This window comes from Winogradskyella sp. ABM4_392, assembly GCF_056160445.1.
In genome coordinates this window covers 16,583-37,089 of record NZ_JBSWXE010000006.1, presented here as the reverse complement: position 1 = coordinate 37,089, position 20,507 = coordinate 16,583, and the positions used below count along the sequence as shown (strand labels likewise).

Genomic DNA, 20,507 nt, shown 5'->3' with positions numbered 1-20,507 from the left:
CTTCATTTTATTGTTGTGATTGATAGTAATCATTAAGAATATAACTTTGGTCTAACTGAGCTTGTGGGTAAGGTAAAAAGGCTTTATCCATACTAAATGTTCTACCATCATAGCTAAGTTCACCCATTTCTCCTAGTCTAACCATATCGTAGTATCTAATTCCCCATTCCATGGCTAATTCAGCATATTTCTCATCCATAACTTGCTCGCTTGTCACTCCAGAAAGTGTTCCTAAACCTGCTCTTAATCTCACAGCATTTACAGCATTGTCTGCAGTACCTGCGGTACCAGACGCACCTCTAGTCAATGCTTCTGCATACATCAACAATACTTCTGCATATCTAATAACAGTGTAATTCTTATTTGTACCATAAGATGTTCTACCTGGGGTTAGTTGATTTGAAGGTAAATAATGCTTACCACTAGCAAAATAAGCTCTCGAGTAATCGTTAATTACATCACCATCTCTTGTAGTGTTAGAAATCCAAGCTGGTAAAGTTGCATAATCAGGATCTGTTTGTAATTCAGTTATTCCTCTGTCCGTAAACAATACACTTGTTTCTAGCCTTACAGTTTCTCCTCTATCTATCATGAATTTGATAAACTTAAAACTTGGCTCATAAAATCCCCATCCACTAGTAGCTTCAGGAACTGATGCAGACCAATTTTGAGGTCCATAAAATGCATATAAGTGGCTTACATTTTCACCTGATGACTGCCCGAAATCAGAATACTGTATTTCCCAAATATTTTCATTTGCTAACTTACCTGGAATTTTAAATAACTCGTAATAATCGTCATATAATTGAAACTTACTAGAACTAATTATTTCACCTGTAGCATCTGCTACATTTTGGTAATTTTCAACCTCTAAATTTGCAATAGCTTTTACAGCTAATGCTGTATATTTAGTTATACCACCTGGCAAATCAGATCTTAAGTTTGGCGCCTGGTCTAGTAAATTTGGGATGGCTTCATCCATTTGATCAGAGATCCACATCATGAGTTCATCTTTTGGAAGTACTTCGATTTGTGTTTGATCGGTTGTTTGAATTCTATAAACATCACCAAAAACTCTAGATAACTGCAGTGTTATAAAGCCTCTTAGCACTTTACACTCTGCTTGATACTGATCTATTAGGTCAGAATCTACACCTCCAGCTCTAAATCTTTCTAATGATTCTATCTGAGATGTTATTTGCAATATATCTTGTGCCCAATTTTCAAAAAACACATTATACATCCAATAACTATTGTCATAAATAAAGTTATCTGTATCTGCAAAACCCTGTTGATCTCCAAGTCCACCTGCATTAACATCGTCGCCTCTTACAGAAATAAGTGGAATTTGTTCCCAACCTACATTTTGAAATTTCTGATAAGCACCGACAAGCGCTCCAAATGCTTGTTCTTCACTGCTGTAATCTATCTCATCTTGTAATACTACAAGTTCTTGCTCTTCGTCTAATTTATCATTGCAATTGAATAGCAAAACTGGTAAAATTAGAACAATCAATTTTAAATTAAATATATATCTCATAGCTTATAATTTTATAATTTAACTGAAACACCTAGGCTATACACTGAAGGTATAGGATAAGTTTGCGTATCTCTTCCATCAAAACCAACTTCTGGGTTAAAACCATTGTAACTTTTAGTCCACAAAAATGGCCTATCAGCAGTAAGTGTAAAACGCATTTCTGGGAGTTTATCTTCTTTTAGGGTATAGGCTAACTGAATATTTTGAATTCTGAAAAAATCACCATCTTGTAAAAAGAATTTAGACAATCTCTGATTCCAAAGGTTTCTATAACCTTCAGATGATGGAAACTCATTGGTTGTACCCTCTCCACGCCATCTATTAATTGCTAACTCAGCATCAATATTACGACCTTGGGTTCTAATAACTTCCATCCTATTAGTATTTAATATTTTGTTTCCTCCCTGACCATAGAAAGACACATTTAGCTCTAAATTTTTATAATTAATACCAAGGCTACCGCCATAATAGTGGTTAGGTACCGGTGATCCCAAATATGTTCTATCATCAGCATCCAAAATACCGTCATTATTAAGATCTCTATATCTAAAATATCCTGGTTCTACATTTATACCTTCATTAATAGCAGATTGAGCGACAGGGTCAGCTGCAATTTCTGCATCGTTTTGATATACACCATCTATTTGATACCCATAAAATACGTTGATTGGCTGGCCTACTACTAATCTTTGACGAGCTTCGGCAGTACCAGTATTTATGTATGGTTGACCTTCTAAATCTGTTATTTCATTATCAATGGTACTAAAGTTCCCTGAAATACTGTAGCCCCAATTTTCAGAAATACTGCCTCTCCAAGTCGCTGCAAGTTCTATACCTCTATTCCTTACAGCCCCTACATTTTGAAGGCTAATCTCTGTACCTACAAGTGGCAATACAGGAATTACCAAATTATCTGTGTTCTTAACAAAATAATCTGCCTCCAAAGACAATTTGTTATCAAACATATATGCAGATAAACCAATGTTTGTTTCTTCTGTGAACTCCCAATCTATATCATCAGCAACAGTAGAGAATTGAAATCCGTTATAGAAAGTATCGTTAAATACTGTTGAAACTGTTGATGCAGAAATTGGTATACTAGGCGCCACTGCATTATTACCTAATCTTCCCCAGCCAGCTCTTAACTTAAGATAATTTATAAAATTTACGTTCTCCATAAAAGGCTCTTTAGAAACCTCCCAACCTAGACCGAAAGCTGGTAAATACACGTATTTCTGGTCATATCTATTACTACCTTCTGCCCTAAATGTAGCATATGCTAAATACTTGTCCTTGAATTTATATTGTGCTCTTCCAAAATAAGAAAAACCGTAAAATCTACTTCCACCATCATAAGAAGTTCTACTATCTTCAGCTGTATTAGATATATACCATGTTTTTTCGTTATTTCTCACAAATGCACCACTAGGATCAAAATTGCCTCGAGCACCAAAACTTCTAAAATAATCATCTCTAAACGACATACCTGCAAGAAGTGTTAGATCGTGTTCCCCAAAGACATTTGAATACGTTAAGGTATTATCCCAAATATAATTTTCAGTAACAGCATTATTTCTTGTAATAGATGACTGATCTACAGACCTCTGATAATCATCAGTAACAAAGTAAGGTAGCAATACAATACGCTCATTAGTTCCAAGATAATTGTAAGACAGACTTGATCTTAAATTTAGATGTTCTGGAATAATTTTAAAATCTGCATAAAAATTAGCTGTAGTTCTTCTACGCTCACCTCTTCTATCAGAATTATCCATTAAAGGGAATGGATTTTGCGCATCTCTATATCCAATCTCTCTAGCATCAGAATATGGTAACGGGTCTGCCATTGTAAAGTTATTATCAAAAACCGGCAAAATAGGCACCGCAAAATACGTTAATTGCCAAGCAGAACCTTCATCATCATACTTAACTGCATTACTAAATAGAACATTTCCGCCAACATTAAGCCAATCATTGGCTTTAGCATCAACTCTGGCCCTAAGGTTAAAACGCTCATAGCTGTTTTTCATATCTAAAACACCTTCTTGAAAAAAGAAATTACCACCTAGTGAATAGGAAATATTCTCAGATCCACCATTGATTTGCAAATCATAATTTTCAATTTCTGCATCTCTTAAAACCTCATCGTACCAATCTGTATTAACATCAGGTATATTTGGATTTACTCTACTCCTACCAAATCTCTGTATAGCTTGCTCAACACTTGCTATTTCAGAATCTGATCCAGATTCTAAAGCAAATGTTACAAACTGTTCGGCATTTGCCATTTTTAAAATATTTTGAGCACGCTGTATACCATAATAAGTTGAAAAGGTAATCTCAGCTTTCTTATTAAATTTCCCTCCTTTTGTTGTTATTAAAACAACACCATTAGCGGCTTTGACACCATATATGGCTGAAGCCGAGGCATCCTTTAAGATTGAAACAGATTCAATTTCACTAGAATTTAAAAAATCGATATTGTCGAAGAACATACCATCTACAACAAATAAAGGTGAAGAATCACCACTTAAAGAATTTGTACCTCGAATTAAAATCTGTGGAGTTTCACCAGGCGAACCTAAACTACTTATTTGTACACCTGCAACTTTACCTTGAAAGCCCTGAACAACTTGAGCAGCAGGTGTTTTAGCCAATTCTTGTGGCTTAATAGTTGCAATAGCACTGGTTAAATCTGCTTTTTTCTGTGTACCGTAACCTACAACCACAACTTCATTTAAAGATTCTACATCATCTTCTAAAGTTACATTAAGAACAGTCTGATTAGTTATAACAATGCTTTGGGTTTTGAAACCCACATAGCTAAAACTTAACTTTTGACCACTCTCTACACTAATGGAATATTTTCCATCAAAATCTGTAGATACTCCTCTGGAAGTACCCTCTACAATTACACTTACACCAGGTAATGGCATACCATCACTTGCTGAAGTTACAACACCACTTACCTCTATTTGCTGACTCCAAGAGATTAAGGAGAAAAATAAAAGTAATATTAAACTGAATTTAGTTTTCATACATTAACATTTAGATTGAAATAGTTAGTTTTTTCTAATCCTAAAGTTAAGGTGTTAACTTAAATTTAATATATGTACTATTTACATTTTAATTACGCCATGAAATACCAAAAGCTCTAAAAAGCCCTTGAATTCATAATTTGACGTAGTTTAAATATAAACGAAAACGTTGTAAAATCTTAAAATTTTAACTAAGTGACGTAGTAATGACGTAATTAAAAATATTAAATTAACAACTTAATGTGGCTGTTATTTAATATTTAATAAATAATCTGTCAAAGAAATGTCATTTTCTAAATTCAATTTCTTTTTCAGTCTGTATCTATGAGTCTCTACACCTCTAACAGAGATATTCATTAAAGGTGCTATTTCTTTATTTGCTAGATTCATTTTGATGTATGCACATATCTTTAAATCTTTTGGAGTTAAAATTGGGTGACGTGATTTTAGCTTGAAAAAAAACTCATCATGAACTTGATTGAAATTCTCCTCAAAAACCTCCCATTCATCTTTATGTTCTATTGAATTATTCAATTTCTTAACAAGTTTCTTATATGAATAATAATCATTAAAACTATCCTTGTTTATAGCTAATTCGCGCTTAATATCTTGGAGAACTTCATTCTTTTTAACTAATGCCATTGCATTGTTAGCTAATTGCTTGCTTTTTATTTTTAATTCATTCTGTAATGATTGGTTCTTTAGCTGCACTATATTTTTTTCATTTTCTAGGGTTTTTTCTCGCAAAAGCTTATGCTGCTCCCTTTCGTACTTTACTCTAATTAACCGTTGTTCTTTTTGAATTTTTCTATGATGTAAGTAATAGAATAAACCTATAATACCAAACAATAACACAACATATAATATTAAACCGAGCGTTCCTTTATACCAAGGTGGACTAACATCTAATTTTAGATTTTGGGTTTTTGACGTATTTCCAGAATCGTCTCTTGTTCTTAATAATATATTATATATACCGTGGTTAATATTATTTAGTTCTAAATTTCTATTATCTACTTTGAACCAATCTTTACTCAAAGAGGGTATGCTATATTCAAAATAGTGATTATTAGATTTAGAAGAAGAAAGTTCTAAATTCACACTTTCGTTATACTTCAATGTTACAACCTTATCTCCACTATCAATTGAAGATAAACTTACACCCTTACCATTAACTTGAATTGACTCTATTTTAGGTTTAAAAAGGACTGTAGAATCCATATAGGTTTCATCAATGAACATGAAACCATTATCTAAATTTAAAGCAAAAAGTGAGTTATCTATTTTAGAGACATGCTCATACCCAACTATATATCTATTTTTTATTAACTTGTTGTTTATTTTTCTCTCAACACTATCATTATTAATATACTTAAATCTTATTACACCATTCTTATCCTTAAGAACTATTGGACTCATATCTTTCTCGGATATAATATAGGAATCCGTTCCAAATTTTTCATTCAATAAATCAAAAGGTACAATAGAATCTAGTATTGGCTCATATTTTTGCCAGCCATGATTAGTTTTAAAAACTATGTCGTTTTTTAGATTATATACTCTAGGATTATACTCAGAATCTAAACCTTTTAGTCCATAATTTGTCACTTTAGTTATGGTATCGTAAGACTTACTGAAGTTTATTTTATAAACACCTTTATAGGCATGAGCTACCCAAGCAGTATGAGGGTTTTCAAACACTAAAAACCTTGAAGGAATAGTAGTTTTACCCATATGCTTAGTATTCCATTTTCCGCTTTTTTGTTCAAATTTCACTAAACCAGCATAGGTACCTTGTATATACAAATCATCATGCTCAGGCACTTTTTGAATAGTCCATCCTCCGGTAAAATCTGATATTTTTTTTATTTGGTTTTTATCAACTAAAAAAGTTCCCTCATTGTGTCCACAGAACAGGTTACCGTCTATAATCTTTAAATCCCAAACTTGCCCCTGAGAACCATTAATAAAACTTAAAGCTTTATCCTTATCCAAACAAAATAGTCCTGTATTAGTACCTATATAAAGTAAATCTTGGTACTTAACAATATCATACACAGCACCCAATTTCCCTGATATATCGTTAAAAAAATAGTTAGTGTTCTTTAAGTCAATAGTCGCTATTCCGTTATCCAGACCAAGCCATAATTTGCTATTTTCATCAATAAACTGACCGAGAACTGTATTATTTATGAGTCCATTTTCTTTGCTAATATGAAATTTTATCTCACCATCACTATCTGCCACGTAAACACCATCTTTTATGGTACCAAAGACCATATATCCATTTTCTAATTGAGAAAACTTATTCAGCTGATGTTGTTTTATCTGATTATTAAAAGCATATGTTGTCGGTAGTAGCTTATTAGAACTTAAATAAAAACTTCCTTTAAGAGAAGTCATTATTAAGAATTGGTCTTGTTTTTTTACTATTGAAATTATCTTGGTATCCTTAAACCTTTCATCAGAAAAAAAAGGAATTAAAGTTTTTTCTTGAAGCCTATATATTCCATTATTTAAAGTAGAAACAAATAAATCTTCACCTACCAAGCTCAATGATATTACAGCCGAACTTGGATGAATACGTTCCACGGTTTTAAAATCATATATATAAATACTAGAAAATGATCTAAAAACTACGTTACCCTTATAGCTTAATATTTGCCATACTTCCTCATTTGGAGAAATATCATGTTTAATTAAATCACTTAAAGATTTGTAAATTAAGTCTCCGTAATTATCCCTCTCCCAATAACCAAACTCTTCAAACGAACCAGTAAAAACCAAGTTATTTAATTCTAAAACTGATCTTACAGTGGTTTTGTTAGGCAATTGAAACAATTTCCAATCTAAACCATCATATTCTAATAATCCATTGTTATTGGCTACATATATCTTACCATTTTTAGCTCTGTGTAAATCCCAATTTTGGTTACTAGCTTTATATTCAGCAATAGAATAGTTATGAATATTTGGTGAAAATTGACAATAAGAGAAAAATGAGAAAAAAAATTGAAATAATAATAAAGCTAATACTTTTTTCATTCTGATGATTATAATAAATGCTTTTAACGAAGCATTTAAAATTAAAAAATTAATTAACTCTATTGTTAAAATTTTAATCAATGTGAAAATTGAATAGACTAATACACTGAATAATGAATTAACTTATATGTTATATATAAAACAAATCATCACAAATGAAAAACGGAGAACTTATCGAAAATAGATAAATTCTCCGTTGATGTGACCACGGCAGGATTCAAACCTGCAACCTTCTGAGCCGTAATCAGATGCGCTATTCAGTTGCGCCACGTGGCCTAATAAAGGGCTGCAAATATATAACTTTTATTAAAAAACAACCAAACTATTTATTTCAAAATTCTAAATGTTTATTTTTGATACATGATTTCAAAAGATATTTTAGAACCGTTTTCATATTTGTTCGACGATGAAATCCTCGACAATATTTCCAAAGTTGCAGATACTAAAACCTTCAAGAAAAACGATATCATTATAGATATTGGGCAAGAACTAAAATATGTACCTCTATTAATTAGAGGAAATATTAAAGTTCTAAGGGAAGATAATGAAGGTAGTGAGTTATTGCTTTATGTACTAGAGTCTGGTGATACTTGCGCTATGTCTCTGACGTGTTGCATGGCAAAGTCTGTTAGTAAAATAAGAGCTATTGCAGATGAAGATACTACTGTTATTATGATACCAATAGACGAAATGAGAAATTGGTTTGACACTAATGATAGTTGGAGAAGTTTTATTCTGCAAAGTTACCAGATACGCTTTGACGAAATGCTAGAAACTATTGACACTTTAGCATTTATGAAAATGGATGAAAGACTATTTAAATATCTTACAGATAAAGTAAAGCTTTCTGCTTCTACAGATTTAGAAATTACGCATCAAGAAATTGCAGAAGATTTACACACCTCTAGAGTAGTCGTTTCAAGATTATTAAAACAACTAGAAAAGCAAGAAAGAATAGCTCTTGGAAGAAATAAAATCCATGTTGTAGATTTTTAATCTTTTATAAAAAATCCTTATTCCTCAACCCTAAAACCTTATTATTTATATGGAACTAATTAAAGAACCATGGCCTTGGTATGTATCTGGCCCTTGTATTGCTGTTACTATGTTTTTGTTACTTTATTTCGGAAGAACATTTGGTATGTCTTCTAATTTAAGAACAATGTGTGCTATTGGTGGAGCAGGTAAATACTCTGAGTTTTTTAAATTCGATTGGAAAAGTCAAAAATGGAACCTAACCGTAATGACTGGAGCTATCGTTGGTGGATTTATTGCACACTTTTTTCTATCAAACCCAACTGATATTAACCTAAGCACTGAAACCATTAAAGACCTAAACGAACTCGGTTTTAAAAATGCCGGAAATAGCCTTTTACCACCAGAATTATTTTCTTGGGAAAATGTGTTAACTCTTAAAGGTATTGCCATTCTACTTATTGGTGGCTTCTTAGTTGGTTTTGGAACACGCTATGCTGGCGGTTGCACATCTGGCCATGCCATAACTGGTTTAAGCAGCTTGCAATTACCATCTTTAATTGCCGTTATCGGTTTTTTTATTGGTGGTTTAATTATGATTCATTTAATCTTTCCAATACTATTTTAAGATGAAGAATTTTTTAAAGTTTTTTTTAGTTGGTGTATTCTTCGGAATTGTATTGGTAAAATCTGAAGCCGTTTCTTGGTATCGCATATTTGAAATGTTTAAGTTTCAATCCTTCCATATGTATGGTATTATTGGTACTGCTGTTTTTACAGGTATTATTTTATTGTTAATTGCAAAAAAGAAACACCTTAAAACTACGCAAGGCACCTACTTACGTGTTCCTCTAAAAGACAGAGGACTCATCAGATACATAGCTGGTGGAAGTATTTTTGGACTCGGCTGGGCACTTTGTGGTGCTTGTCCTGGACCAATGTACATCTTAGTGGGTACTGGTGTTTTTTCCATGCTAATAGTAATAGCTGCTGCTTTGGCAGGTACATTTGTATACGGAATTTTAAAACGTAAGCTTCCGCACTAGTTTACGACCTATGTAACAAATAGTACATTAAGATTTTTTTGCTTTTATAATTTAGCGTAAATTTATTAAAAGAGATGACGGTTTTTATTGACTTCAACTCAAATTAAACAAAAAATTACTGATGAAAATTGAACAATTATACACTGGATGTTTAGCTCAAGGAGCTTATTATATTGAATCTAAAGGTGAGGTTGCCATAATAGATCCTTTAAGAGAAACTCAACAATATATAGATATAGCAAAAGCTAATAACTCCAAAATTAAATATGTTTTAGAAACACATTTCCATGCAGATTTTGTTTCAGGACATGTAGATTTAGCTAAAAAAACTGGGGCTACTATTGTCTTCGGTCCTGGCGCAAAAACAGAATATAATATTCACTCAGCAACTGATGGTGAGGAATTAAAACTTGGTGATATTACTATAAAAGTATTGCACACTCCAGGTCATACATTAGAGTCTGTAACTTACTTACTAAAAGATAAAAATGGTAAGGATTACGCCATATTTTCTGGGGACACACTCTTTTTAGGTGATGTTGGCAGACCAGATTTGGCCATAAAATCAGATTTAACAGAGCGTGACTTAGCTGGTATGTTATATGATTCATTAAGAGAAAAAATTATGCCTTTGGCTGATGATGTTATCGTGTATCCTGCACATGGTGCTGGTTCTGCTTGCGGTAAAAATTTAAGTAAAGAAACAGTTGGTATTTTAGGTGAACAAAAGAAAACAAACTATGCTTTACGTGCAGACATGACCAGAGAAGAGTTTATTGAAGAAGTACTTGATGGTATTGCACCACCTCCACAATATTTTGCTAAGAATGCCATGATGAATAAAATGGGTTATAATGCTTTTGATGACATTCTTAAAACTGGGAACAATCCTTTAACACCAGAAGAATTTGAAGCATTGGCAAATCATGAATCTGCGTTGGTTTTAGATGTAAGAACACAATCTGATTTTATAAAATCTCATATACCAAACTCAATATTTATTGGATTAAACGGACAGTTTGCTCCTTGGGTTGGTGCTTTAATCACAGACATAAAACAGCCTATTTTACTAGTTGTACCTGAAGGGAAATCTGAAGAAGCTGTTACCCGATTATCTCGTGTTGGTTACGATAACACCTTAGGTTATCTTGAAGGTGGTATAGACGCTTGGAAAGCCTCAGGAAAAGAAATTGATTCCTTAGAGTCTATCTCTGCTGAAGAATTTGAAAAGCGAGCAAACGCATCTGAATTAAACGTTTTAGATGTGCGTAAAGATGGAGAATATAAAAGTATGCATTTAGAAAATGTTCAGCATTTTGCACTAGATTATATTAACAATCAAATGGATCAAATAGATAAGGATAAAACCTATTATATACATTGTGCAGGTGGTTATCGTTCTGTTATCGCAGCTTCCATACTAAAAGCAAGAGGTTACCATAATTTGGTAGATATTGCTGGCGGATTTGGTGCTATTAAGAAAACAAACTTACCTACTACCGATTTTGTTTGTCCATCAACACTTTAAAACTCTTTTATTATGAAAAAGAACATGGGAAGTTTAGACAAAGGCATTAGAATTGTAATTGCAATTGCCATAGCCTTATTGTATTATTTTAATGTTATTGAAGGTACATTGGCTTATGTTTTAATGGCATTAGCTATTGTTTTCTTACTAACTAGTTTTATTAGTTTCTGTCCGCTTTATTTACCTTTTGGATGGAATACCTGTAAACGCAAATAATTAAAAAATGAAGAATACGACTATACAAGTACAAAATCTAAAATGTGGAGGTTGTGCTAATACTATACTAACGCAATTATCTAAACTCGACGGCATAACTGATGTTTCAGTTAAAAATGACACTGATGAAGTAAGCTTTAATTATAATAATGATGAAGCGGTTGAAGCTGTAAAAACAAAACTTTCAGATTTAGGATACCCAATGGTAGGTGAACAAAACTCTTTACCTAAAAAGGCTAAATCTTTTGTTAGTTGCGCTGTCGGAAGAATGACAAAATAAAAAATCCCTCGTTTGAGGGATTTCTTTTTATACTATTTCAGCACTTAAACCTGCTTGGAGTAATTTAGAACAACGTGGTTTTAAATCATCGTAAGGACCTGTTTTAACTGTACATTTTCCTTTGTAATGCACTATAATCGAACATTGTTCAGCTTGCTCTGGCGTGTGATCACAAGCATAAATCAGTGTATCAATAACATGGTCAAAAGTATTAACATCGTCATTAAACAATACAATTTCATTTTGTTTTAAAACTTCTTCTTCTAACAGTAATTCTTCTGAAAGTTTTTCTTTTGTCATAGTGTAAATGAATTTGAGGATAACTTAATTTACCACACTAATTTATAAATTTTAGAGACACCCACTGCCCTCTTTCTATAATTTCGTTGAATTTTAACATGTGCTTTTCACATTCGGCTTCAATCATTGGTATGTCTTCTTTATAAAACCCACTTAAAAATAACATGCCATTTGCATTTAAACATCTTGCATAAGATGCCATATCCGCAAGTAAAATATTTCTATTTATGTTTGCTATGATAGTATCGTAATGTCTATCTTTTAACAATTTAGAGTCTCCTTCAAATACTGAAATATTACTGCAATCATTTCGCTCAACATTTTCCAAACTATTAAGATAGCACCAGTTATCAATATCTATAGCATCAATTTTTGAGGCACCGACCTTCTCGGCTAAAATGGCCAAAACACCAGTGCCACAGCCCATATCTAATACTGTTTTGTCATCAAAATCATTTTTTAGAATATGCTGAATCATCATATGAGTGGTTTCATGATGGCCTGTACCAAAACTCATTTTAGGCTCTATAACCAAATCGAACTTTGTATTTGGCTTGTCATGAAATGGCGCTCTTACAGTTACCAAACCATCTACTTCAATAGGTTTAAAATTCTTTTCCCATTCTGCATTCCAGTTGGTTTGCTCTATCTCATTAAACTCATAAGTAATTTTAAATTCCTCAGAGTTTAAAATATGAATATCTTCTAATATAAAAGCATTCCAATCGTCTTTTTGAATATATGCAGTAACACCTTCTGAGTGTTCTACAAAACTTTCAAAACCTGCATATCCAAGCTCTGCTATTAAAATTTCTGTTGCTGGTTGAAGAGGTTCTACTTTAAACTCGTAGCCTATATAAATTGTATTAGTCATGTTGATTTTTAAAACTAACACAAAGATAACTTAATTGTTAGAGCAATTGTTTTTCTATGGCAATTCTTACAATACCGACACTATTTTTTGCGCCTAACTTTGACATGAGACTCATCCTGTGACTCTCTACTGTTTTGGGACTTATAAAGAGTAATTCTGATATTTCCTTTGTAGTCAACTCATCTGCAATACCTTTTAAAACCTCTTTTTCGCGCTTTGTAAGTTTTGGTTTTAATGCTGAATTTTCGAATTGTCCCAAGGATTGATTCAGCAACTTTTTTTGAAGTTTGGATTGAAAATATTTTTCACCTTTACTTACCGCTTTAATAGCTTCTAATATTTCTTCTTTATGAGCATTTTTTAAGATATAACCAGATGCACCATTAGATATAATACGCTTCACAAAAGATAAATCTTCATGATTGGTTAAGGCAATTATTTTGAGGTCTGGATAAACTGCAATTAACTTTTTAGTAAGCTCTATGCCATTAATATCTGGTAAATTAATATCTAACAATAAGACATCTGGCACATTACTAGTGAAGTTTTTTAATGTTGAATTGGCATCTTCTTGAATAGATATAATATCTAACCAATCTTCATCTTGCAATAAAGATTCAATACCTTTAAGTACTACCAGATGATCATCTGTTATGGAAATCTTAACCTTCATTTAAATTTTGTTTATTAAAGGTAATATTAAAATACGTACCATCTTTACCAGATTGCACATCTAGTTCGCCATTGAGATATTCTACCCTAGATTTTACATTTGCCAACCCAAGTCCTAAGGTTTTTATTTCATCTTTATCAAACCCTTTTCCATCATCTTCAATAGTAAGTTGAATAGTATCTTCAAAGCTTGTTAGCTGTACCAAAATATCGCTTGCTTCTGCATGTTTTAAACTATTAGTTACCAATTCTTGTACAATACGAAAAATAGTAACCTCGGCTGTTTTTGAAAACTTAAAATCGTCACCAACATACTGAAAACTCAGCTGTTCTTTTCGGATTTCATTTAAATTCATAAAGTAATCTGCAAGACTTTCACGAAGTGAATATTTTTCTAAAGCTGGTGGCAATAAATTATGTGATATAGCCCTAACCTCATCGCAAGATTCGTCAACCATACCGATGGCTTCAGACAAGTCAATTCCTGTTTGGTTTTGGTATTTAGAAAGTCTGTGTTTTATTGCAGACAGGTCTCCATTTACACCATCGTGAAGATCCTTTGCAATACGCGAACGTTCTTTTTCTTCACCTCGTATTAAAGCCTCTAAAGATTTTATTTGCTGCTCTTTCTTAAGGGTTAAAATTTCTTGATTTTTTCGTTTTTGACGTTGCTGAAAAATGAACCAAGTACTGATAGCACCTAATAAAAAAACACCAGCTAAAGCCCAAAGAAATTTATTTTCATTTTCTTGTTCTTTTAGCAATAGTTGTTGTTCTAAAATTTCCTTGTCTTTCTTCTCAACTTTATATTTTCTGTCAGCCTGTGTTAATAATGTCCTATTTTTTGACAAATGAATTGAATCAGCAAACTGTACGTATGTTTTTAAAAGTTCATTTGCTTTTTTGTGATTTCCTAATCTTTCTTCTGTTATAGAATGGTTTTTGTATACAATATTGGCAAACCACAGATTTTCAACCTTAAAAATGTCTGAATTTAAAGAATTATAAATTTTAGCTGCCTCTTCAAAATTCCCTTTCTGATACTCTAAATTTGCTAATAAGATTTCACTTGCGACAACATCATTTTCAAAATTTCTTTCTAATGCAAAATCTTTAGCCTTTAAAAGTGCATCTTCAGCTTCAGAATACAATCCTTGCTCTGTCTGAAGTTTACCTAATGTAAAGTACATATGGTGGCAAATTTCTAAAGAGTTTGTCTCTTTACATATGGCTATTCCTTGTTTTATGTATTTTTCTGCCAAACTTAGATTACCATCCTCTATTGCAAACAATGCCAATGATTTTAGAGCATATGATTCTATTCTATATTCTTTAGATCTATTAGATATATCTTTAGCTAAGTTCAAATAATGTAACGCTTCTTCATGAAAACCTGCATCCTCATAAATTACTGCGTGGTTGTAATATAAAAAACAAAGCTCTGAATCAATATCCTTGTTTAATTCTATAGCTTTTAAGCTATATTCTAACTCTTTTTCAAAATTATTGGAATTGTCATATGTAGTTGAATAATTTCCGTAGACTATTCCTCGAAGTGTTTTATCTTCATTATCATCTAAGGCTTTTAATGCTTTATCAAAATACAATCTTGCGGAATCCTCTCGGTTATTTTCTGATTCTATTACACCTAAGGTATTATATATTGCAGCTAATCTGTGGTTTCCAGATTTTAAAGCATAAAACAACGAACTGTCTGCGTATAATTTAGATTCCCTTAAATCTATATCATAGTATACTTGGCTTAATTCATAATAAAGATTAACTTTAGAAGTATCTGCTTGGTTTTTAGCGAGTTCTAACTTTAAACTATCTATTTGGAAATTTTGACCGATTAGACCAGAAAAAGCAAACAAAAAGAAGTATTTTATATATCTCAAAATAATGTCTTTGACCGTAAGTTAATAATCTTATTGCTTCTGTAAAAGTGTTTTAATGGCTTCAACCTCTTTTCTTAAAGCAGTTAGCTCTTCTTGTTGTGCTTCAATAATATCTTGTTGCTCTTGCATAGCTTTCACTAATGGTACAACAAACTCAGCGTAACGCAGTGCATAAGTACCTTTTGCATCATAAGGTTTTACAATGCCATGAAAATTAAATCCAACCTCATTAGCAGCAGCTTCAACTTCTTGCGCGATGAATCCTGTTTGAACTTCTTGTGCTTTTAATCGTTCAGCAACTTTAAGACGTAAACTATCTGGTGTTTTTTCAAAACGCGCAATGGCATCCATATCGTAATTGTAACTTACAGGACGCAACTTTTTTATAAACTCTAAACCAACTACATTCTCTTGAATATTTGTCTTTAAACGACCATCTGAAAAGTTTGACCAATTGGAATACCCTCCAATTACGGAAACGCTCGCATTTCCTAAGCGTACTTGATTAGGTGAATTTGGCGCAGCACCTGCACCTAAAGCCGTAGTATTGTAAAATATGGCACTAGCAGCACCAGCATTACTACCTACTGCAGTATTAGAATAGCCTGTAGTATTTGTAGTTAATGTATTAACTCCTATAGCGACATTGCCACTCGCTGTGGTATTGTTTTGTAAGGCATGATAGCCAACTGCAACATTACTACTACCAGTACTGTTATCTAACATGGATCTATAACCCATTGATGTATTGTTGCTTCCCGTTCTATTTGTGGACAAGGCCTGATTACCAAATGCAGAATTACCATTAGCACTGGTATTGCTATCTAATGCTACATAACCTACAGCCGTATTATAACTGCCTGTATTCACCTCTAAAGCCTCAAATCCTACAGCAGTATTTTGGTCGCCAATAGTTACAGAACGTAAGGTTCTGTTTCCTACTGCAACATTATAATCGCCTGTTATATTATTAACCAAGCTGAAATAACCTATTGCAGAATTATTAGTACCATTAGTAGTATTATTCATTGCAAAATAACCAATACCTATATTTCTATTATCTGTGGCATCATCATCAGCACCTGCACTATCACCTAAAAAAATTGAAGAACCATTGTTAGATCCATCATTATCAGATTTTCCGTCTGCTAAATCATTAATACGTTCTACAGTACTTAATTTTTCCCAAGTAGTGGTACTGTTTTTCCAATAGTAAAATGAATTATCCGAAGTGCGAAATACTAACATTCCATTTTGATTTGCACCAGGATTTGTTGCTGGAAATGTATCTACTCTTGGTATTAAAATACCATCGGTATTGGTAGGTGTAGCTTGATTAATAGCTTCAATATCTAATCTGGCATCTGGCGAGGTATCGTTCATACCTACTCTACCATCTTTTAGCCATGTCATTCGTATGCCTTCATTGCCTGCAAAAGTCCTTGACCACAAGTATAACTTATCTGGTGAACCGTCATATTCAAATTCAAATCCATAATCGCCACCTGTTCCTCTTTCAAATAGTTTTAAAGAGGATTGATAGCCAAAAGGTGTGACAACTGTTGCGCTTGCGCTTGTGGTTTTTTCAACTTCAAAATCTCCATTCACTCTCAGAAAATTATTATCAAACTCACCATAAATCAGCGGACTAGAACTTGTTGAATTTTCTATGTATAAACGATTATTATTTGTTTCCGCATAACCTGCAAGAGCTCCTAAAAACACATTATTGTCACCTGTAGAATTATAGCCAGCATAGTAACCCAATATAACATTGCTGCTACCAACTAAGTTCTCTCCTGCACTAACACCTAAGACAGTATTATTGGCACCAGTTGTATTATCTCTAAGGGCTTTATGTCCTACGGCAGTATTATTGACGCCAGAAGTATTAAAATTCATCGCTTTTTGACCTATAGCTGTATTTTGAAATCCAGTACTATTGAAAATCATGGCTTCATTTCCAATTGCAGTATTATTACTTCCAGTGCTATTTTGTCTTAAGGCATTAGGACCAATACCAACATTATGGTTGTTGGATTCATCATCATTAGCACCTGCGTTTATCCCTAAAAAAATTGAAGAACCATTATCAGTTCCATCGTTATCCGATTTTCCATCTAATAAATCGTCAATTTTTTCAATAGTTGCTCCTGTAAAAGAAATCCAAGAGGCAGTATTATTATCCCAATAATAAAATCCTTTAGCTACACTTCCATTTCCTGTGGCATATACCAACATACCATCTTGAGCTGCAGTTGGATTAGTTGCTGGATATTCGTCAATTTTGGGAATTAAAATTCCATCTGTATTTGAAGGATTTGCCACATTAGATGACTGAATATCTAACTGTGCATTTGGAGTAGTGGTATTAATACCAACTTGAGCAAAAACGGTGATTGAAAACAAGCAAATAAAAAAAGAAATATATACTTTCATTACTTTAACTATTTAAATGAAACTAGAAAGACAAGGTACTTTTACCAGTTAAAATTTCCTTGAGGGCATTTTAGGGATTTTAAAATTCAGGGAAAACCCTTAAAAAAGACATCCACAAAATTGTGGATGCCAACTTCAGTTCCCTACAACTAAAGCTTTTTAAATAAGGATTATAGATTTTAATTATCTGATTCTTCTGGTTCTGAATATTCACAGCTAACATTTCTTGTAAGCGTTGCGCTATTGCCTAAAGCATCTTCAAATTCAAAAACAATTGTGTAGTCTCCTGGTTCAAATGTTCTAAAAGAGGTATATATTGTAGTGATAGAAGCACCATTCTGAGAACTTGAAGTTTCATCATAATAATAAACTTGTTGCCCAGAATTGTTATAAACTGTTGCCGAACCAATGCTTATGGTAGAATCGTCTGTAGCATTAGCTTCTATAATAACATAGTCTGGTGTGTCTATGCCTCCATCAGTATAAAAAAGATCATTGTCGTCTGGGTTAACAATAGATATTACAGGTCCATCTTCATCACCTTCGGTAAGTGTTGGTCCATCATCCGAGCTACATTGAAAACTAAATAAGGTAAGACCTAACAATACAACTGACAGCTTTAATAAGGTTTGAAATCTCATAACTAATTATTTAAATATTAACTAGTTGCAAGCTAAATCAAACCCTAAAAAAAATCATCAGGGCATTTTAGGGATTTTAAAATTCAGGGAAAACCCTTAATTAAAACGCATTTACAATAGCAAAGAAATCTTCTGCCTTAAGTGAAGCACCACCAATAAGTCCACCATCTACATCTGGTTTAGAGAAAATTTCCTTAGCATTGTTTGGCTTTACACTTCCTCCATATAAGATAGATACAGAATCAGCAACATCATTACCGTATTTAGCTGCCAATGTCTTTCTTATAAATGCGTGCATATCTTGTGCTTGATCTGGCGTAGCCGTTTCACCTGTACCAATTGCCCAAACAGGCTCATAAGCTAATACAATATTTTTAAATGCATCTACTCCTAAGTGAAACAAAGCATTTTTTATTTGGTTTTCTACTACAGTTTCCTCATTACCTGCTTTGCGATCAGATAATTCTTCACCAAAACAAAAAATTACTTGCATATCATTTACCAATGCTGCATCAATCTTTTTCGCTAAAGCTTCATCAGTTTCATTAAAATAAGCGCGACGCTCACTATGTCCAAGAATAACTGTTTTAATGCCAATACTTTTTAGCATACCTGCACTAATCTCACCAGTATAAGCTCCATTTTCTGCAAAGTGCATATTCTGGGCAATCACTTCAATATCATATTTTCTAGTAGCCTCAAATGCGTGCCACAAGTTGGTAAACGTTGGTGCAATCATTACCTCAGCGTTTGAAGTTTTTTCTTGCTTCTTTAACTCTGCAATTAAGGTTTCTGTTTGAATTAAACCGTTATTCATTTTCCAGTTACCAGCAACAATATGTTTTCTCATGATATTATAAATTGATTTTACTATAGTTTGAAGTATACAAAAATAAGATTTTAAAGCACAATGCTTGTTGATAATTGTCAGTTAATTATCAAGATAGCTTAACGCGAGGATCTAACCACGCATAGACTAAATCTACAAGAATATTAATAGTTATAAAGACAATAGCAATGACTAAAACAGAACCCATTATTACTGGTAAATCTAGAGTATTTAAAGCATTAACTATTTCTTTCCCTAAACCATTCCAACCAAAAATATACTCTACAAAAACAGCACCTGCCAGCATCGATGCAAACCATCCTGAAATTGCCGTAACTACTGGATTTAAAGCATTTTTAACGGCATGATTTTTTATTACGTTAAATTCGCTCAATCCTTTTGCTCTTGCTGTTCTTATGTAATCTTGACTCATAACATCTAGAAGTGAATTTCGCATTAGCTGAATCACGACTGCCAACGGACGAATACCTAAAACAATGGCAGGAAGTATTAAATTCTTCCATTTTATAGTCATTTGTTCACCAAAATCATCTAATTCATACAGGCTTCCTGTCATTTCTAAATTGGTGTATTTGTGAAACACAAAACCAAACAACCACGCAAAAAGAATAGCACTAAAAAAAGAAGGTACACTCATACCAAACGTACTTAAAACTTGTATGGTTTTATCTATCCAAGTGTCTCTATACAATGCTGAAATTATTCCGAAGATAATTCCAAGAATTATAGCAATTATAATAGCTGAAATTGCCAAAACAAAGGTGTTTGGAATAGTTTCACCAATAACATCTGTTACTTTTTTCCCTTGTTTGGTGAAGGATTCTCTTAAGTAAGGTGTTTTTACAACCGTTATTGTATTACCGATACTAAATAACTTTGCAGCATTATACTTATTAGTACTTAAATATGTGTAATCTTCTGAGTTATTAGAGTGAAATGAAATAGGCGATAAGTCATTTAGATAATACAAAAACTGCGTACCGATTGGTTTATCGAAACCATACTTTTTCTTAACAGCTTCAACTTGCTCTGCAGATTGATTTTGCCCAAGCATCATCTTTGCAGGATCGCCAGGAAGAATTGTAAATAAAAAGAAAATAACTGTAACGACACCTAATAAGGTGATAAATGCATAGAACAGTTTATTTACAAAGTATCTTATCAA

General features: G+C 32.7%; 17 protein-coding genes and 1 tRNA gene. 6 read left to right on the top strand and 12 right to left on the bottom strand.

Features of this window, described 5'->3' with window-relative positions:
- Nucleotides 1–7 precede the first annotated feature (7 nt).
- From ACXAFS_RS12655 to ACXAFS_RS12640, 4 genes are all read right to left on the bottom strand, one after another.
- Nucleotides 8–1,540, bottom strand: a complete 1,533-nt coding sequence (locus ACXAFS_RS12655) for a RagB/SusD family nutrient uptake outer membrane protein (RefSeq protein ID WP_475307363.1) — start codon at nt 1,538–1,540, stop codon at nt 8–10.
- Nucleotides 1,541–1,551: 11 nt separating this feature from the next.
- The gene (locus tag ACXAFS_RS12650; protein ID WP_475307362.1) at nt 1,552–4,578 is read right to left on the bottom strand and encodes a SusC/RagA family TonB-linked outer membrane protein; all 3,027 of its coding nucleotides are present in this window, start codon (nt 4,576–4,578) and stop codon (nt 1,552–1,554) included.
- A gap of 249 nt (nt 4,579–4,827) precedes the next feature.
- Nucleotides 4,828–7,623 carry a helix-turn-helix and ligand-binding sensor domain-containing protein gene (locus ACXAFS_RS12645; protein WP_475307360.1) on the bottom strand — a complete coding sequence of 932 codons (2,796 nt, stop codon included), beginning with the start codon at nt 7,621–7,623 and terminating at the stop codon, nt 4,828–4,830.
- 202 nt (nt 7,624–7,825) lie between these two features.
- Nucleotides 7,826–7,899, bottom strand: a tRNA-Arg gene (locus tag ACXAFS_RS12640).
- 84 nt (nt 7,900–7,983) lie between these two features.
- On the opposite strand from ACXAFS_RS12640, the gene ACXAFS_RS12635 reads away from it, so the two are divergent.
- From ACXAFS_RS12635 to ACXAFS_RS12610, 6 genes are all read left to right on the top strand, one after another.
- Nucleotides 7,984–8,619, top strand: a complete 636-nt coding sequence (locus tag ACXAFS_RS12635) for a Crp/Fnr family transcriptional regulator (RefSeq protein ID WP_475307359.1) — start codon at nt 7,984–7,986, stop codon at nt 8,617–8,619.
- A 49-nt stretch (nt 8,620–8,668) separates the two neighbouring features.
- Nucleotides 8,669–9,226 carry a YeeE/YedE family protein gene (locus ACXAFS_RS12630; RefSeq protein WP_475307358.1) on the top strand — a complete coding sequence of 186 codons (558 nt, stop codon included), beginning with the start codon at nt 8,669–8,671 and terminating at the stop codon, nt 9,224–9,226.
- Between the two features lies 1 nt (nt 9,227).
- Nucleotides 9,228–9,644 (top strand): DUF6691 family protein, encoded by a 417-nt coding sequence (locus ACXAFS_RS12625; RefSeq protein WP_475307356.1) that lies wholly within the window; start codon nt 9,228–9,230, stop codon nt 9,642–9,644.
- A gap of 121 nt (nt 9,645–9,765) precedes the next feature.
- Entirely contained in the window at nt 9,766–11,172 is a 1,407-nt protein-coding gene (locus ACXAFS_RS12620) for an MBL fold metallo-hydrolase (protein WP_475307355.1), read from the top strand.
- Nucleotides 11,173–11,184: 12 nt separating this feature from the next.
- Entirely contained in the window at nt 11,185–11,388 is a 204-nt protein-coding gene (locus tag ACXAFS_RS12615; RefSeq protein ID WP_243471187.1) for a YgaP family membrane protein, read from the top strand.
- 7 nt (nt 11,389–11,395) lie between these two features.
- Complete coding sequence (locus ACXAFS_RS12610) at nt 11,396–11,668, top strand: heavy-metal-associated domain-containing protein (RefSeq protein WP_475307354.1); 273 nt, start codon at nt 11,396–11,398, stop codon at nt 11,666–11,668.
- A gap of 27 nt (nt 11,669–11,695) precedes the next feature.
- Here the strand turns inward: ACXAFS_RS12610 and ACXAFS_RS12605 are convergent, their stop codons facing one another.
- From ACXAFS_RS12605 to ACXAFS_RS12570, 8 genes are all read right to left on the bottom strand, one after another.
- Entirely contained in the window at nt 11,696–11,968 is a 273-nt protein-coding gene (locus ACXAFS_RS12605; protein WP_475307352.1) for an ATP-dependent Clp protease adaptor ClpS, read from the bottom strand.
- 37 nt (nt 11,969–12,005) lie between these two features.
- Entirely contained in the window at nt 12,006–12,842 is an 837-nt protein-coding gene (gene prmA / locus ACXAFS_RS12600; RefSeq protein WP_475307351.1) for a 50S ribosomal protein L11 methyltransferase, read from the bottom strand.
- Nucleotides 12,843–12,879: 37 nt separating this feature from the next.
- On the bottom strand, nt 12,880–13,515 hold the full coding sequence (locus tag ACXAFS_RS12595) for a response regulator (protein WP_475307349.1): 636 nt from the start codon (nt 13,513–13,515) through the stop codon (nt 12,880–12,882).
- Nucleotides 13,505–15,412: a tetratricopeptide repeat-containing sensor histidine kinase gene (locus ACXAFS_RS12590; protein ID WP_475307347.1), complete on the bottom strand. Its 1,908-nt coding sequence runs from the start codon at nt 15,410–15,412 to the stop codon at nt 13,505–13,507. Before ACXAFS_RS12590 ends, ACXAFS_RS12595 begins: the two co-directional genes overlap by 11 nt.
- Nucleotides 15,413–15,442: 30 nt before the next feature.
- A complete protein-coding gene (locus ACXAFS_RS12585; protein WP_475307345.1) occupies nt 15,443–17,851 on the bottom strand; it encodes a tail fiber domain-containing protein in 2,409 nt (802 codons plus the stop codon).
- 179 nt (nt 17,852–18,030) lie between these two features.
- On the bottom strand, nt 18,031–18,492 hold the full coding sequence (locus ACXAFS_RS12580) for a hypothetical protein (protein ID WP_475307344.1): 462 nt from the start codon (nt 18,490–18,492) through the stop codon (nt 18,031–18,033).
- A gap of 100 nt (nt 18,493–18,592) precedes the next feature.
- Entirely contained in the window at nt 18,593–19,342 is a 750-nt protein-coding gene (gene tpiA / locus ACXAFS_RS12575; RefSeq protein WP_475307343.1) for a triose-phosphate isomerase, read from the bottom strand.
- A gap of 88 nt (nt 19,343–19,430) precedes the next feature.
- Nucleotides 19,431–20,507, bottom strand: a complete 1,077-nt coding sequence (locus ACXAFS_RS12570; RefSeq protein ID WP_475307341.1) for an ABC transporter permease — start codon at nt 20,505–20,507, stop codon at nt 19,431–19,433.

Excerpts from the sequence above, each read along its gene's own strand:
- ACXAFS_RS12655 (WP_475307363.1), bottom strand. The coding sequence starts at position 1,540 with ATGAGATATATATTTAATTTAAAATTGATTGTTCTAATTTTACCAGTT.
- ACXAFS_RS12650 (WP_475307362.1), bottom strand. The coding sequence starts at position 4,578 with ATGAAAACTAAATTCAGTTTAATATTACTTTTATTTTTCTCCTTAATC.
- ACXAFS_RS12645 (WP_475307360.1), bottom strand. The coding sequence starts at position 7,623 with ATGAAAAAAGTATTAGCTTTATTATTATTTCAATTTTTTTTCTCATTT.
- ACXAFS_RS12635 (WP_475307359.1), top strand. The coding sequence starts at position 7,984 with ATGATTTCAAAAGATATTTTAGAACCGTTTTCATATTTGTTCGACGAT.
- ACXAFS_RS12630 (WP_475307358.1), top strand. The coding sequence starts at position 8,669 with ATGGAACTAATTAAAGAACCATGGCCTTGGTATGTATCTGGCCCTTGT.
- ACXAFS_RS12625 (WP_475307356.1), top strand. The coding sequence starts at position 9,228 with ATGAAGAATTTTTTAAAGTTTTTTTTAGTTGGTGTATTCTTCGGAATT.
- ACXAFS_RS12620 (WP_475307355.1), top strand. The coding sequence starts at position 9,766 with ATGAAAATTGAACAATTATACACTGGATGTTTAGCTCAAGGAGCTTAT.
- ACXAFS_RS12615 (WP_243471187.1), top strand. The coding sequence starts at position 11,185 with ATGAAAAAGAACATGGGAAGTTTAGACAAAGGCATTAGAATTGTAATT.
- ACXAFS_RS12610 (WP_475307354.1), top strand. The coding sequence starts at position 11,396 with ATGAAGAATACGACTATACAAGTACAAAATCTAAAATGTGGAGGTTGT.
- ACXAFS_RS12605 (WP_475307352.1), bottom strand. The coding sequence starts at position 11,968 with ATGACAAAAGAAAAACTTTCAGAAGAATTACTGTTAGAAGAAGAAGTT.
- prmA (WP_475307351.1), bottom strand. The coding sequence starts at position 12,842 with ATGACTAATACAATTTATATAGGCTACGAGTTTAAAGTAGAACCTCTT.
- ACXAFS_RS12595 (WP_475307349.1), bottom strand. The coding sequence starts at position 13,515 with ATGAAGGTTAAGATTTCCATAACAGATGATCATCTGGTAGTACTTAAA.
- ACXAFS_RS12585 (WP_475307345.1), bottom strand. The coding sequence starts at position 17,851 with ATGAAAGTATATATTTCTTTTTTTATTTGCTTGTTTTCAATCACCGTT.
- ACXAFS_RS12580 (WP_475307344.1), bottom strand. The coding sequence starts at position 18,492 with ATGAGATTTCAAACCTTATTAAAGCTGTCAGTTGTATTGTTAGGTCTT.
- tpiA (WP_475307343.1), bottom strand. The coding sequence starts at position 19,342 with ATGAGAAAACATATTGTTGCTGGTAACTGGAAAATGAATAACGGTTTA.